Raw genomic sequence first — 14722 nt, forward strand, 5'->3', positions numbered from 1 at the left:
CGTCGACGGCCCGCGGTCGACCCGCCCGGATTCGCCCCGACTACCGCCCCAGCACCGCACGCGCCGCGAACGTCAGGTTCTCCTTGCGCTCGCGGACGCGCCGATAGAAGTACGAGAGCCACTTGTCGCCGTACGGCGCGTACTGGTACACGTCGACCCCCTGCGCGGCGAGGTCGCGCTGCGCGTCCTCGCGGACCCCCATCAGCATCTGGACCTCGTAGTCGGCGCCGTGCTCGCGCGCGAGCCGGTCCGCCAACGAGATCATCTCGGGGTCGTGGCTGCCGACCGCGATCCCCCGGTCGCGGCGCTCGAAGAGGAAGCGGAGGTCGTCGCGGTACGCCTCGTCGACGCGCGCCTTGTCCGTGTACGCGATCGACGACGGCTCGTCGTACGCGCCCTTCACGAGCCGGATCTCGCCCGGGAGGTCGACGAGGCGGTCGAGGTCGTCCGCGGTCCGCCTGAGGTTCGACTGGACGCACTGGCCGACGCTCCACGGGTAGTCGGCGGCGATGGACTCGAAGGCGTCGAGGGTGGCGTCGGTGGTGTCGGCGTCCTCCATGTCGCACCAGACGAACGCGTCGAGCTCGGCGGCGCGCGCGACGATCTCGCGGTAGTGCTCCTCGAACAGGTCCACCGAGACGTCCATCCCGATCTGGGAGGGCTTCACGGAGACGCAGGCGTCGAGGCCGCTGTCGGCGATGTCGTCGAGCAGTTGGAGGTAGGCGTCCGCGTCCGCGCGGGCGCCCGCAACGTCGTCGTAATGCTCGCCGAGCAGGTTCAGGATGACCGCGACGCCGTCCTCGTTCGCGGCGCGGGCGTGGTCGAGGGCCGCCGGAACGCTCTCGCCGGCGACGAACCGCCGGGCGATCGGGGGGATCATACGTACGGTTCCGGTCGGCGCGAACTTTACTGTTGCCGACCCGGCGGCCGTGACCGCGAGTCCGCGTCGGGAAGGGCGACCGGGAGGAGGGGGAAAGGGCGTCGCGACGGAAACGGATCCGGGGTTTATAACACGCCGCGCGCCGCCGGTGGGGACATGATCGGTTCGCTCGTCGCGACCGCGTTCTGGGCGATGCTCCCGGCGTACGTCCCCAACAACGCCGCGGTGCTGGCCGGCGGCGGACGCCCCATCGACGGCGGGCGCGAGTGGCGCGGCGCGCGGCTGCTCGGCGACGGGAAGACGTGGCGCGGCACCGCGGTCGGGACCCTGGTCGGCGTCCTGCTCGCGCTCGGGCTCAATCGCCTCAGCGACCCCGCGGGCGCCGCGCTCGGCGCCGACCTGCCGACGTTCGCGCTCCCGGCGGCGTTCGCGCTCGCGTTCGGCGCGATGTGCGGCGACATCGGCGCCTCGTTCCTCAAGCGCCGGTCCGGGCGCGAGCGCGGCGCCGCGTTCCCCGGGCTCGACCAGCTGGACTTCGTCGTCGGCGCGCTGGGACTCGTCTTCCTCGTCGACGCCGACTGGGCGCTCGCGGTGTTCACGCCGCGCGTCCTCGCCGTCGTCCTCGTGATGACGCCCGTCCTCCACGTCGTCACGAACGTCGGCGCGTACGCGCTCGGGCTGAAGGACGAACCGTGGTGAGCGGGGCGTAGCCGTCGTTCGTAGCCCAGTGCCGTCGGAAGTTTCGTATCGTCGGTTATTCTCCGAATAACCGACCGTTTATCGATGAAATTCGCAGCGACGAGAACGGCAGAAAGATATATATGCTGGTGTGGCATACCATATCACGCATGTCCAGTAGTGCACCCAGCTCGGACGACGACGTGTTCGACGAGTTCCTCTCCGACCACGGCCACGAGACAGAGATCGTCGACTGGGAGCGGTCCTATAACAAGCTCCAGTGTCCCGAGTGCGGTGCGCTCCACGAGGAAGGGTCCGCGCGGTGTTCCGTCTGCGACTGGCGGCCGAACTGACGCCCGGGTCGACGCCCGGTTCCGCGAATTTTCTTTCCGTCATACTCCCCGGTAGTATTATGTGGAATTACTCGATAGTGACTACCATGCCGACGTGTCAGAACTGCGGTTCGTTCGTGACGACGGATTACGTTCGGGTGTTCACCCCGAACGAGGTCGATCGGCCCCGCGTCTGTCCGGCCTGCGAGGACATGGTCCGCGACGGCGCCGACGTCCGCGAAGCGCGCGCGACGCGGAGCAGCTGACGAGCCGACCGAGCGACGAGCCGACCGAGCGACGAGACGCCGCACCGGCGGGGCCGAACCGGGACCGGGGTCGACGATCGCCGAGCCACGGCGTTTAAGGAGAGTCGGAATCTGGGGGTAATAATGACTGATACCACGGTGACGCGGCTGTTCGGGGGCCCCGGGAGCGGGAAGACGACCGCGCTCCTAGACCGCGTCGAGGAGATCCTCGAGGCGGAGGACGCCGACGTCCGCGACGTACTCGTCGTTTCGTACACGCGCGCGGCCGCGGCGGAGATCCGCGAGCGGCTCGCCGAGCGCCTCGACGTCTCGCCGCGCAGCCTCCAGGGGAACGTGAGTACGATGCACGCGAAGGCGTACGAGCTGCTCGACCTCTCGCGGGGCGACGTGGTCGGCGAGGACGACAAGGAGGCGTTCTGCGAGGAGTACGGCATCGAGTTCGAGGACCAGCACGGCGGCGCCGGCCGCCGAACCGCGCGCTCGACGACCATCGGCAACAAGGTCATCGCCACCTCGCAGTGGCTCCAGCGCACCGAGCGCGACGTGGCCGACTGGTACGACGTCCCCTTCCAGTGGAACGTCGAGGAGGTCCGGCTCCCGCCGGAGGAGGACCCCAACGCCCAGCAGGGGAACAAGTACACGCCGACGTGGCCCTCCGACGACGACCGGATCGACATCCCCGAGACGATCCGTGCGTGGCGCGCGTACAAGGGCGACAACGACCTCGTCGGCTTCGCGGACATGCTCGAACGCGTCGCGCAGCGCTCGCTCGTCCCGAGCGTCGACTACCTGATCATCGACGAGTTCCAGGACATCACGACGCTCCAGTACAACGTCTTCGAGGAGTGGCGCCCGCACATGGACCGGGTGCTGATCGCCGGCGACGACGACCAGGTCGTCTACGCGTGGCAGGGCGCCGACCCCGACCTCCTCCTCGACACCGACGTCGACGAGGACGTCGTCCTCCCGAACTCCTACCGGCTCCCCTCGGAGATCCTCAACGTCGTCAACGCCGAGATCCGGCACATCGACAAGCGCCAGGAGAAGGACCTCCACCCGCGCAAGGAGGGCGGCACCGTCGAGGCGATCGAGTCGCCGTCGATGATCGAGCTGGTCCGGAACGTCCGGTACACCGTCGAGGACGACGAGGGCGACATCATGTGCCTGTTCCGGGCGCGCTACCAGATGTTCGACTTCATCGACGAGTTCATCGACCACGGCATCCCGTTCACGATGCTCACCGACGGGCGGATGTGGACCGACCGTGTTCAAGACTACGTGAGCGCGATCGAGAAGGCCGAGGCCGACGAGCCCGTCACCGGACTGGAGGCGCGGCGGCTCGCCGACATGCTCCAGGAGTCGGCGTTCGGCACCCACGACCGCGAGGAGTTCTACGACTACCTCGACGACCGCGAGGAGGCGGCCGACGCCGACGACGTCTCCCTGATCGAGATCCCGGCCGACACGCTCGACGAGTACATCCCGTTCATGCCGGACACCGCCAGCGCCGACGACATGGTGCGGAAGGTGACGAGCTTCCAGCGCAAGTCGATGGGCGCGTACTTCGAGGGCGAGTACCAGGGGGCCGACCCGACCCGCGTCCGCGTCGGCACCATCCACTCCGCGAAGGGCCGCGAGGCCGACCACGTGTTCGTCGCCACCGACCTCACGGAGAAGGTGGTCGAGCAGATGGCGGCCTCCATCGACGACCCGACCGACGTCGACGGCGTCGAGGAGTTCACGAAGGCGACGAGCCCCGTGCCCGTCCTCACCGACAACGAGCGCCGCGTCTTCTACGTCGGGATGTCCCGCGCCCGCGAGCGGCTCGTGATCATGGAGAGCCTCATCGGCGGCGCGCCGACGCTCCCGATCAGCGTCCTGCTGTTCAACGAGCTCCGCGAGGAGCCGGCCCAGGAGCTCGTCGAGGAGGTCCAGGCCGAGCTGGCGGTGCCCGAACCGGAGCCGTGAGCGGAGAGGACGCGACGCCGGAAGCCGCCGAGGGAGAGGCCGCTCCCCTCCGGACCGATCTCCGACCGATCGTCGAGGCGGTCCGCGAGGCGGACGCGGCCGCGTTCGTCGCCGTCGGCGACCGCTTCGACGACGACCTGCGCTACCTGACGCGGTTTTCTGGACCCGACCGCCCCTACGCGCTGGTCGTCTCCCCGGACGGCGAGAGTGCCGACCGCGTCGGGCGCGCCGTCTGCTGTGCCCCCGCGCTCTTCCGCGAGCAGGCGGAGCGGGAGTTCGTCGCGGCCGCCCGCGATCCGGCCGCCGACTCGGCGGACGACGCCGACTCGGGACCGACCGGCGACGCCGACGGAGAGTTCCACGACGGGATCGCTCGCGAGGTCCGGACCGACCGCGTCGGCGACCACGCCGGCGAGCGCGCGGCCGCGGTCGTCGACGACCTGACCGACGGGAGCGACACGGACGACCCGACCGTCCTCGCGCCCGCCTCGATCCCCCACGACGCCGCGGTGTACCTCGAACGGGCGGGCGTCGATCTCGCGTCGACGGACGCGGTCGCGGCCGCCCGGGAGCGGAAGACGCCGGCGGAGGTCGACCGGCTCCGGCGCGTCCAGCGCGCGACGGTCGCCGGGCTCGCCCGCGCCGAGGCGGTGCTCGCCGAGAGCGAGGTCGTCGGAGCGGGGGACGACGAGCGCGAAGCGGACGACCGCTCCGGCGACGGCCGCCGCCCGCCGCTCCGCTGGGACGACGAACCCCTCACGACCGAGCGGCTCCGCCGCGAGGTGAACCGCGTCCTCACCACTCGCGGGGTCCGCGACGCCGGCAACACCGTGATCGGCGCCGGGCCGTCGGCGGCCGACCTCCACTACGTCGGCGACGACCCGATTCGACCCGGCGAGACGGTGCTGCTGGACGTCTCCCCGCGCGGCCCGGACGGCTACTACGGCGACGCGACGCGGACGTTCGTCGTACGCGGCGACGGCGGCTGGGAGCGCCGCGCGTACGTCGCGGTCGAGGCCGCCCGCGAGGCCGCGCTCGACGAGGTCGAACCGGGCGTCCCGGCGAAGACGGTCCACGGCGAGGCCGCCGCGGAGCTGGCCGCGTACGGCTTCGACCCGAACGCGGCCGAGGGCGAGGCCGGCTTCACGCACGGCACCGGCCACGGCGTCGGCGTGAGCCTCCACGAGGGGCCGTCGCTGTCGGGGGCGGGCGAGCTCCGCCCGGGGCACGTCGTGACGGTCGAGCCCGGCGTCTACGACCCCGAAATCGGGGGGATCAGGCTGGAAGACCTGATCGTCGTCACCGACGACGGGTACGAGATACTGGCCGAGTACCCGTTCGGAATTGTCCCGGAGAAGCGGTCGGACGCGCGCTGAGGAGCCGACCTACCGACCCGTCGCGTCGTCGCCGTCGACCGCGGCGGCGTCCGGTGACTCGGACTCGTCCGCGCCGCTTTCGCGGCCGGCGTCCGCGCTGTCGGTATCGCCGCGCAGCTGCCGGGGTAACAGCCCGGAGAGGAGCCTGCGGGCGATTCGGGCCGGATCGAGGAAGTACTGCGGGAGGACGACCATCGCGACGGCGACGACGAGGAGGCCGGCGCCGAGCGCGACCTCGCCGGCGACCAGCCGGACCACGGCGTAGTTCGCGAGCGGCAGCGCGAAGACGAGCGACGCCGCCAGCCCGATCATGTCCAGCAGTCCCAGTCGCATTGCGGCCCCGTTGATCCCCGGGGGAGAAAAGGGACGCGGCGGCGGGCCGCGAGGTCGCGGAGCCGGTCCGTCGCCCGACGCGACCGCGCGGACCCAGAACCGATAACCGTCGCCCGCCCCCAGTTCCGGTATGTTCACCGGCATCGTCGAGGGCACCGGCGCGGTCCGGTCGCGGACCGAGACCGACGACGGACTGCGGCTGCGGATCGGCGTCGACGGGTTCGACGACCTCCATCACGGCCAGTCGATCAGCGTGAGCGGCGTCTGCCTCACCGTCGAGGAGTACGGGGAGTCGAGCGACGGAGAGCGGGACGGCGACGAGTCCGGCTGGTTCTCTGTGTTCCTCGCGAGCGAGACGGTCGCGAAGACGTACCTCGGCGACGTGCGCGAGGGCGACGCGGTCAACGTCGAGCGCGCGATGCCCGCGGACGGGCGGTTCGACGGCCACGTCGTTCAGGGCCACGTCGACACCGTCGCCGAGGTGACGGGGATCGAGCGCGTCGGCGAAGACTGGCGGTTCACCTTCGCGATCCCCGAGGGGCACGGCGACTACCTCGTCGACAAGGGCTCCGTGACGCTCGACGGCATCTCGCTGACGGTCGCCGAGAAGCGCGAGGGGGAATTCGACGTCGCGATCATCCCGACCACCTACGACCTGACGACGCTCTCGGAGAAGTCGGTCGGCGACCCGGTCCACCTGGAGGTGGACGTGATCGCGAAGTACGTCGAGAACATGCTGGACGGGTACGCCTGAGAAGCGTTACGGGAAGACGGTGGTTCGAACTGCCGAACAGTTTGGTCGTGTAACTCCGGAGACGAGACTGCGGTGACTGCCACCAAAGCCCCAGCCGCGAGGGCTCGGTGCGCTCGCTGTCGTTCGAAAAGACGCGGAGCGGCTTTCGTGATGACGAGACGCCGGAGGCGTCTCGAACCACGGTCCTCGGCGCTCACTCCGTTCGCGCCTGCGGTCCTTGCGTCGCGCGCCTTCGCCCTCGCGGCTGCCCCTTTGAGTCCCACCCCGCACCGCACCTCACGCCTCCCCAGCCTCGTCGGTGGTCCTCCGCTTCGCTCCGGACCACCGACTCCCTCGCGCGTGCTCCTCGCGCCCGCTGGGCGCTCGGAGGCACGCGCCGGCCGCATCGGAGGTCCACCCAGTCCGGCGGATTGACTGTCCCCCGCACAGCGCATCCGCGAGCGAAGCGAGCGGTTCACCGACGGCGAGGCGAACGCCGAGCCGTCGGGTTTTTCCTCCGGGTTTTTCGAGGAGCGGTTCCAGAAGCGAACGAAGTGAGCGAAGGAACCGCTCCTCGAAAAAGGTGGTCAGTCGTCGTGCGCGTCCTTCGCGCCCTTCACCGTCTCGCGGACGGCGTCGACGCCCTCGTCGTGGAGCAGGTCGCCGACGACGATCACGTCGCTGTGGGCGGCCATCTCGTTGGCCGACTCGTAGTCGCCGATCCCGCCGCCGTAAAAGAGGGTGGCGTCGTCCAAGGCGTCGTGGGCGGCCGCGACCTTCTCGGTGTCCCCGAACGTGCCGGAGTACTCGACGTAGACGATCTCCTGGCCGAACATGCGCTCGGCCACCTTGGCGTACGCCCCCACGTCGTCGGCGGTGAGGTCGCAGTCGGCCTCCGTCAGCTGGGCGACCGACGCCTCGGGGTTCATCACGATGTACGCCTCGGTGTGGGTCCGGCTCCAGTCGAGGTCGTCGATCCGGACCCACTCCTTGTGCGCGCCCGTGATCCAGAAGGGGCCGCCGGCGTTGAACACGGTGGGGATCAGGTAGCCGTCGAGCGCCGGCGAGTCGATCACGACGCCCGGGTTCGACGGCTCCTGATACAGCGGCACGTCGTACTCCGCTGCGGCGTCGACGACGCGCGTCATCTTCTCCGCGGTGACGTCGAGGGTCCCGCCGATCTCGATCGCGTCCGTCCCGGTCCGGCAGACGTCCTCGAAGGTCTCGCCCGACCGGAGGTCCTTGTCGGGGTCGACCTTCAGCACGTGGTCCCAGTCGTCCCACGGATTGGTCATCGGCCGAGACTCCACCGGGCGAGAACAAAAAGGTGCGGAACCTGTCCCGTCGACCGGGCGCGTCGCCCGGTTCCGGACGGCGGAGCGCGCTCAGAGCAGGTCGTCTATCTCGTCGTTGTCGAACGCGGCCGCCGGGTCGGGCTTCTCCTCGCGCTCGTCGCGGACCGCCTGCCTGGCGCGCTCTAGGAACGCCTCCACCCGCTGCGAGCGCTCGACGCCCGCGAGGAGGACTAGGGCGGCGATCCGCTCGGAGTCGAGCGGGAAGTCCCCGCCGCGCACCTGCATCGACCCCGTCTCCTCTTGAAGCCACTTCCGGGCCTTCTCCGCGCCCTTCCGCGAGATCCGGTCCGGATCGCCCGCGACCGCGACGAGGGCCGCATCGGCGTCGGTGGCATTCGGTAGCGAGAGCCCGGTCATCACCGCGCTGCGGACCGCGCTCGTCACCGTGGTGACGTTCTCCTCCGCGTCCTCGGCCGCGGGCGCCGACGCGAACCCGACCGCGGCCATCCCGCCCGCGCGGAGCGTGTTGATCACCTCGCTCGTGTCGACGACGGACTCACCGACGCCCTCGACCGCCTCGCCGGCGGCCAGGATGAGCCCGATCCGCTTCGCCATCGAGGCGTTGATCGCCTCGTAGCCGCCCTCCATGGACTCCCCCGAGGAGCGCCACGCGTCGTTGTCCAACAGGATCGTCGCGTCCGCCTCGCGGACCAGCGTCTTCAGCGAGCGGCCGGCGTTCACCTGATACATCGTCCCCTCGTCGCGGCCGGGGAGGATTCCGACCGCGTAGACGGGGACGTCGTACACGCGGTTCAGCTCGCGGACGAGGACCGGCGCGCCGCCGGATCCCGTCCCGCCGCCGAGGCCGGCGACGACGAGTATCGCCTCGGCCTCCGCGGTGACCTTCGGCGCGAGCGCGTCCAACACCTCGACGGCGTCCTCGTCCATCACTTCCGCGCCCAGTTCGTTGTCGCCGCCGACGCCGTGGCCGCTGACGCGCGACTGCCCGACGAGGACCGTTTCGAGCGGGAGCGGGTCGAGGTCGGCCGCGGCCGTGTTGACGGCGAGCGCGTCGAGGACCGCGCCGTAGCCGGCGTCGGCGTCGAACTCCGCGAGGGCGGTCGCCAGCTTGCCGCCCGCCTGTCCGACGCCGAGGAGGACTGCCTTCATGCGGGGACGTACCACTCCCCGGAACAATACCCTTTCCCCGAGGTTTAAGAGTGAAACCGCGGGCAACGGGTCGCATGACCGACCACGCGAAGGGGGCCGAGCCGTCGAGAACGGGAACGGAGGCGGCGCCGACGGGGGCGGAACCCGAGGCGAGGGCGAGAGAGAACGAAGGGAACGATCCGAGGGATCGGATCGAGGCCCGGCTCAGCGCGGTCGAGCGCGCGGTGACCGGGAGCGACGCGCGCCCGGCGGACGCCGCCTCGGAGGCGGAGGCGACCGCCGAGCGCGAGCGGCTCGAATCGCGGCTCGACGACCTCGAGGAGCGCGTCGCGGAGCTGGAGTCGGCGACGCAGGCGGTCCGCGGCTACGCGGGGGCGGTCAGAGCCGTCAACCGCGAGGTCGAGCGGCGGGCCGACCTCGCGCTCGCGCGGGCGACCGAGGCCGGGCGAGGAAGCGGACGGGACGGCGGTGGCGACGGGATCGGTCGAGGCGCCAGCGACGGGGGAGATCGAGGCGCCGGCGACGGGACCGGTCGAGACGGCGAGAGCGCCGCGCCCGACCGAGGCGCGCGAGACGGGGACGGCCCCGACGGTGCGGTTCCGTCGGAGAGCGCTCTCGACGCCGCCCTGCCGGACGACCGGCCGACGTCCGGACCGCGTACCGGCGACAGCGAGCGCGCCGAGGACGGCGGAGACGGCGACGACGGCGCGTGGGCGACGGACGCGCTGGACCGGCTCCGGGAGTCGCTGTGAGCGGGCCGTGATCCGGGTGGTCCTCACCGTCCTCGTGGCGGTCGCGCTGCTGGCGGCGTCGATGCCCGCGGTCGAGACGGCCCGAACCGCGACGACGGCGGAGCGGATCGGCGCGGAGGCGGACCGGCTGGAGCGGGCGATCGGCGGCGTCGTCGCCGGGTCGACGCCCGTGAGCGACCCCGCGATGGCGGCGCAGACGACGGTCCTCCTCCGGGTTCCGACGGGGTTCGCCGCGGCGGACGTCGACCGCGTCGCGCTCGTCGAGCCGCCGGACCGACCAGACGGCGTCGCCCTCACGTATCGGATCGACGACCGCCCGGAGCGCACGCTCCGCGTCGGCACGGGGCCCGCGGAGACGGCGGTCGACCTCGCCGGCGGACCGGTCGAACTCCGGCCGGGCGGGGCGAACCGGATTCGGATCAAATACGTCGACGACGGAGGGCCGACGGTCCGGATCCGTCGAATTGGATAGATCCGACCGGTCGGGATCCGTCGTGTCGGACAGCCCCGTTCGACAGAGGGAACCGAGAGCGGACGATCGGCCGATCGTTTATATATCAAACCGCGGCCACGCCCGCCATGAACCTCGGTCTCAGCGAGCGGATCGCCGGCGACGACGGCGAGACGCTTATCGGACGGCTTCCGTGGGTCGAAGACGGCGGCGGCAGGTGCCGGTGCGAACCGGCGTTCCGCGAGCCCGTGGGGACTGGCGTCGAGGACCGGGTCGTCCTCGATGTCGACGCCGACGGCTGCCCCGGACGCGGCGACCTCGCCGCGAGCCCGGACTGCCTCGCGACCGTTATCGCGGCGCTCACCGACCGGGACGCGGACGTGATAAGGACTCGACACCGCGGACGAGAGCGCTCCTACGCCGACCGGGCGGCCGACCTCCTGATCGCCGCGGGACGGTTCCGCGAGCGGATCGGCTTCCACGAAGAGCGGCTCGTCGATCGGGTCGCCCGCGATCCGCTCGGCGCGGCGGCGGAGGCGGCCGGACGCGCGAGTCCCGCGAAGCGGATCGCGACCGAGACGGGACTGCTGTCGGCCGCCGAGGAACTCGCGGGAGACGCGGACGGAGCGGAGAGCGACCGCGACCTGAACGAGCGGCTACGGGCGCACGTCGGGCCGACGGCCGCGACCGCGCGCGTCGCGGCCGCGCCGCCGCCGGGCGCGACGCTGGCCGACCGCTGGACGGTCTCGACCGGGGCGACCGTCCGGCTCTACGAGGGCGACGAATCCCTCAGGACGTATCACCTCACGCCGCCGAGCGCCGACCTGGACGCCGAGAGCGTGGCGACGCTGGCCGCCGCGCGGGACCGGCTGCTCGGCGATCCCCGCGGCGGCGACAGGGCGCCCGGACGAGCGGTGCGGGCCGTGGCGGACGACGTCGACCCGGTCGCGGACCTGACCGAGGTCCTGCGGCGGCACACGCACGGCTACGGCGCGTTCGAACACGTCTTCGCGGACGACCGCGTGAGCGACGCGACGGTGACGGCGCCGGTCGCGGAGAACCCCCTGCGAGTGGTCCTCGACGGCGAACGGTGTCGGACGAACGTGCGGCTTCCGCCTGAGGGAGCCGCCACGCTCGCGTCCAGGCTTCGACGGGCGAGCGGGCGGGCGTTCTCGCGGGCGACGCCGACGCTCGACGCGACGATCGAGTCCGAGACCGGACGGGTCAGGGTCGCCGCCGCCACGGCACCGGCGAGCGACGGCCTCTCGTTCACCTTCCGGCGCGGCGACCCGGAGGCGTGGACGCTCGCTCGGCTGGTGTCCGTCGACACGCTCACGCCCGCGGCGGCCGGCCTGTTGTCGGTCGCCGTCGAGCGCGGCGTGACCGGGCTCGTCGCGGGGGGTCGAGCGGCCGGGAAGACGACCGCGCTCGGGGCCCTGCTGTGGGAACTTCCCTCCGAAACGCGGACGATCGCGGTCGAGGACACGCCGGAACTCCCGGTGGACGCGCTCGCCGACGCCGGGCGGGACGCCCAGCGGCTCCGCGTCGGCGACGGCGCCGAGCTCGCGCCGGCGGACGCCGTGCGGACCGCGCTCCGCATGGGCGGCGGCGCGATGTGCGTCGGCGAGGTGCGCGGCGAGGAGGCGCAGGCGCTGTACGAGGCGATGCGGGTCGGGGCCGCCGGCGAGACGGTCCTCGGGACGATCCACGGCGAGGACCCGGCGGCCGTCGAAGAGCGCGTCGTCACCGACCTCGGGGTCGCCCGCTCGTCGTTCGCCGCGACCGACCTGATCGCGGTTCTCGACGACCACCGCGTCGAATCGATCGTGGAGGTCGGCGACCGCGACGACGGGGTGAGCTTCGATCCCCTCTTCGAGCGGACCGAACAGGGGCTCGTCGCGACGGGGCGGATCGACCGCGGCGAGAGCCGACTGATCGAGGACCTCGCGGAGGCGAGCGAGTCGTACGCCGCGGTTCGAGAGGCCGTCGACCGGCGGAGCGACCGAATCCGCGACGCGGTTCGAACGGGACGGACCGCGCCGACGCGGTACGCGGGAGGCGACCGATGACGGAGCGTCGGCCGACCGCGTCCGACGGGCCCCTCCGCTCCGCCGGCGACGACGAATCAGACGTTTCGGAGGAGCTGCGCCGGGCGGTCGCGTTCCTCGGGTGGGACGCCTCCGCAGAGCGCGTCGTGGCCGTCGGGTATCGGGTCGGGATCGTCACGGGTGCGGTCGTCACCGTCGTCTCGGCGCTCGTCGCCGGCGCGGTCGCCGCCGCGCCCGCGGGACTGGCCGCCTTCGTCGGCGGAGCACACGCGGTCCACCGTGCGCCGGTGTGGCTCGCGTCGCTCCGGCGGACGCGGGCGCTCGGCGCAGCGCCGGGACTCGTCGGGCGGCTCGTGTTGCGAATGCGGCTGGACCCCTCGACCGAGCGGGCGGTGCGGTTCGCCGGCCGGACGGGGGACGGACCGCTGGCCGCGGCGCTCGCCCGCCACGAGCGGGGGAGCGCGGACGGACCGACGAGCGGCCTCCGGGCGTTCGCCCGCGAGTGGCGGCCCTGGTTCCCGGCGATCGACCGCGCCGCGGCGCTGGTCCGGACGGCGGCGACCGCGCCGCCGGAGCGTCGCGGGCGGTGTCTGGACCGCGCGCTCGACGCGACGCTCTCCGGAACGACGGACCGACTCGCGTCGTTCGTCGGGGCGGTTCGGGGACCGGTCTCCGCGCTGTACGCGTTCGGCGTGCTGCTCCCGCTGGCGCTCATCGCGCTGCTTCCCGCGGGCGCCGCCGCCGGCGTCGCCATCGGTCCCGGGCTCGTCGCCGGCCTGTACCTCGTCGCGCTTCCCGCCGGACTGCTGGCCGCCTCGGCGTGGCTGCTCTTCCGGCGACCGGTCGCGTTCCCGCCGCCGGAAATCGGCGGCGACCACCCGGACGTGCCGGACCGGCGCGGCCGCGCGCTCGTCGTCGGGTGCGCCCTCGGAGCGGCGGCGGCCGTCGTCGCCGCGCGGACGGTCGCGCCGTGGGCGCGGCCGGTCGCGGGGGTCGGCGTCGGCGTCGGGAGCGCGCTGTTCGTCCTCGCGCGACCTCGTCGGGCGGTGTTATCGGACGTGCGCGACGTCGAGCGAGGGCTCCCGGACGCGATGACCGTGATCGGCGGCGACGTGGCGGAGGGCGTGGCGGTCGAGACCGCGGTCGCGAACGCCGGCGAGCGGCTGGACGGCGCGACCGGCGAGCTGTTCGAGCGCGCCGGACGGCGGAGCGACACGCTGCGGGTCGGCGTCCGCGAGGCGTTCTTAGGACAGGGCGGACCGGCGACCGCCGTCCCGTCGCCCCGCCTCCGTGGCGCGATAGCGCTGCTCGCCGTCGCCGCGCGTGAGGGTCGGCCGGCCGGCGACGTCCTGCTGGAGCTCGCGGACCAGCTGGAGTCGCTGCGCGAGCTCGAACGCGACGCGCGCCGCCAGCTGGCGACCGTCACGGGGACGCTCTCGAACACCGCCGCGGTGTTCGCGCCGCTCGTCGGCGGGGCGACCGTCGCGCTCGCGACGGGGATCGACGCCGTCGACGTCGGCGGTCTCGGCGCCGGGGCGGCCGCGGGCGCCGACGCCCTCGCCGGCGGCGGAGTCGGCGCGGAGGGCGGAGCGACCGCCGGCGCCGGCGGTGCGGCCGGCGGGAGCGGCGCGGCCGGGACGAACGGCGGTGCGGGAACCCTGTCGGTCCCGGTCCTCGGACGGATCGTCGGGACGTACGTGCTGCTGCTCGCCGCACTCCTCACCGGGCTCGCGACCGGCCTGGAGCGAGGGTTCGACCGGACGCTGGTGGCGTATCGGATCGGCATCGCGCTGCCGACGGCCACCGCGACGTTCCTCGTCGCGTTCGCCGGCGCCGGGCTCCTGTTTTGAAATCGGACGGCGGGGGAACGAGGTCCCGTTCGGACCCGACCTCCGCGCCGATCATTTATATACCAAGCCGCGCCCAGCCGCGCCATGTTCGAGACGCACCTCGACGCCACGTACGCGTGGCTCGGTCTGGCCGTCGTGAGCGTCGCGGCCGTCGGCGTGGCCGCATCGTTTCCGGCCTCGCCGCCGCCGGACGCCGACGGCGTGGCGCGCACGATCGATTCGGTCGCGGACGGGGAGTACCCGGCGACGGCCGAACACGGCATCACCGCGGAGAGGCTCCGGCTCGCGGAGGGATCCGTCTCGCTCGGCGACGATCGGGAGACGGCGCGGGCGACGCTCGACGCCCCGCGGATTACGCCGGTGATCCGGCCGGACGCGGGGATGACGCCGAACGCGACGACCGACCCGCGGCTTCGGCGCGTCCTCGACGGCGCTCCCCCGGACGCCGCGTTCGACGATCCGGCGGCGTTCGCGGCGGCGGCCGAGCGCGCGCGAGCGGCGGACGCGGCGTGGATGCCCGCACCGGAGCGGGTCACGGTTCGACGGGTCCACTACGGAGGCGTCCGCGTCACGCTCGTGGGGTGATCTCG

15 protein-coding genes are annotated in these 14722 nt (G+C 72.7%); 11 read left to right on the forward strand and 4 right to left on the reverse strand.

What is annotated here, in order from left to right:
* Positions 1 to 40: 40 nt before the first annotated feature.
* Positions 41 to 880 (reverse strand): proline dehydrogenase family protein, encoded by an 840-nt coding sequence (locus tag CPZ01_RS06820; protein WP_096394034.1) that lies wholly within the window; start codon positions 878 to 880, stop codon positions 41 to 43.
* A gap of 156 nt (positions 881 to 1036) precedes the next feature.
* Between CPZ01_RS06820 and CPZ01_RS06825 the strand changes: the two genes are divergently transcribed.
* The 5 genes from CPZ01_RS06825 (at position 1037) to CPZ01_RS06840 (ending at position 5500) form a co-directional block, all read left to right on the forward strand.
* Positions 1037 to 1579: a CDP-2,3-bis-(O-geranylgeranyl)-sn-glycerol synthase gene (locus tag CPZ01_RS06825; RefSeq protein WP_096394035.1), complete on the forward strand. Its 543-nt coding sequence runs from the start codon at positions 1037 to 1039 to the stop codon at positions 1577 to 1579.
* Between the two features lie 149 nt (positions 1580 to 1728).
* On the forward strand, positions 1729 to 1911 hold the full coding sequence (locus CPZ01_RS06830) for an HVO_0416 family zinc finger protein (protein WP_049905922.1): 183 nt from the start codon (positions 1729 to 1731) through the stop codon (positions 1909 to 1911).
* An 86-nt stretch (positions 1912 to 1997) separates the two neighbouring features.
* Complete coding sequence (locus tag CPZ01_RS15400; protein WP_004598729.1) at positions 1998 to 2156, forward strand: DUF7563 family protein; 159 nt, start codon at positions 1998 to 2000, stop codon at positions 2154 to 2156.
* Positions 2157 to 2279: 123 nt separating this feature from the next.
* On the forward strand, positions 2280 to 4124 hold the full coding sequence (locus CPZ01_RS06835; protein ID WP_096394036.1) for a UvrD-helicase domain-containing protein: 1845 nt from the start codon (positions 2280 to 2282) through the stop codon (positions 4122 to 4124).
* Positions 4121 to 5500, forward strand: coding sequence for a M24 family metallopeptidase (locus CPZ01_RS06840; protein WP_096394037.1), 1380 nt, complete (start codon positions 4121 to 4123; stop codon positions 5498 to 5500). The genes CPZ01_RS06835 and CPZ01_RS06840 overlap by 4 nt, the downstream gene beginning before the upstream one ends.
* Before the next feature lie 9 nt (positions 5501 to 5509).
* On the opposite strand, the gene CPZ01_RS06845 is transcribed toward CPZ01_RS06840, so the two are convergent.
* Positions 5510 to 5833, reverse strand: a complete 324-nt coding sequence (locus tag CPZ01_RS06845; protein ID WP_096394038.1) for a DUF7533 family protein — start codon at positions 5831 to 5833, stop codon at positions 5510 to 5512.
* A 130-nt stretch (positions 5834 to 5963) separates the two neighbouring features.
* On the opposite strand from CPZ01_RS06845, the gene CPZ01_RS06850 reads away from it, so the two are divergent.
* A complete protein-coding gene (locus CPZ01_RS06850) occupies positions 5964 to 6587 on the forward strand; it encodes a riboflavin synthase (RefSeq protein WP_096394039.1) in 624 nt (207 codons plus the stop codon).
* Positions 6588 to 7153: 566 nt separating this feature from the next.
* Here the strand turns inward: CPZ01_RS06850 and CPZ01_RS06855 are convergent.
* Both CPZ01_RS06855 and CPZ01_RS06860 read right to left on the reverse strand, forming a co-directional pair.
* Positions 7154 to 7861, reverse strand: coding sequence for a phosphoglycerol geranylgeranyltransferase (locus CPZ01_RS06855; protein WP_096394040.1), 708 nt, complete (start codon positions 7859 to 7861; stop codon positions 7154 to 7156).
* Between the two features lie 90 nt (positions 7862 to 7951).
* Positions 7952 to 9031, reverse strand: coding sequence for a tubulin/FtsZ family protein (locus tag CPZ01_RS06860; protein ID WP_096394041.1), 1080 nt, complete (start codon positions 9029 to 9031; stop codon positions 7952 to 7954).
* A 74-nt stretch (positions 9032 to 9105) separates the two neighbouring features.
* Here CPZ01_RS06860 and CPZ01_RS06865 point away from each other — a divergent pair, with 74 nt between their 5' ends.
* From CPZ01_RS06865 to CPZ01_RS06885, 5 genes are all read left to right on the forward strand, one after another.
* Complete coding sequence (locus CPZ01_RS06865) at positions 9106 to 9783, forward strand: DUF7310 family coiled-coil domain-containing protein (RefSeq protein WP_096394042.1); 678 nt, start codon at positions 9106 to 9108, stop codon at positions 9781 to 9783.
* A 7-nt stretch (positions 9784 to 9790) separates the two neighbouring features.
* A complete protein-coding gene (locus CPZ01_RS06870) occupies positions 9791 to 10255 on the forward strand; it encodes a DUF7311 family protein (protein WP_096394043.1) in 465 nt (154 codons plus the stop codon).
* Positions 10256 to 10362: 107 nt separating this feature from the next.
* Entirely contained in the window at positions 10363 to 12303 is a 1941-nt protein-coding gene (locus CPZ01_RS06875) for an ATPase, T2SS/T4P/T4SS family (protein ID WP_096394044.1), read from the forward strand.
* A complete protein-coding gene (locus CPZ01_RS06880) occupies positions 12300 to 14132 on the forward strand; it encodes a type II secretion system protein (RefSeq protein WP_096394045.1) in 1833 nt (610 codons plus the stop codon). Before CPZ01_RS06875 ends, CPZ01_RS06880 begins: the two co-directional genes overlap by 4 nt.
* An 84-nt stretch (positions 14133 to 14216) precedes the next feature.
* Positions 14217 to 14717, forward strand: a complete 501-nt coding sequence (locus CPZ01_RS06885) for a DUF7283 family protein (protein ID WP_096394046.1) — start codon at positions 14217 to 14219, stop codon at positions 14715 to 14717.
* Positions 14718 to 14722 lie beyond the last annotated feature (5 nt).

The organism is Halorubrum trapanicum (assembly GCF_002355655.1).
Classification (GTDB): domain Archaea; phylum Halobacteriota; class Halobacteria; order Halobacteriales; family Haloferacaceae; genus Halorubrum; species Halorubrum trapanicum_A.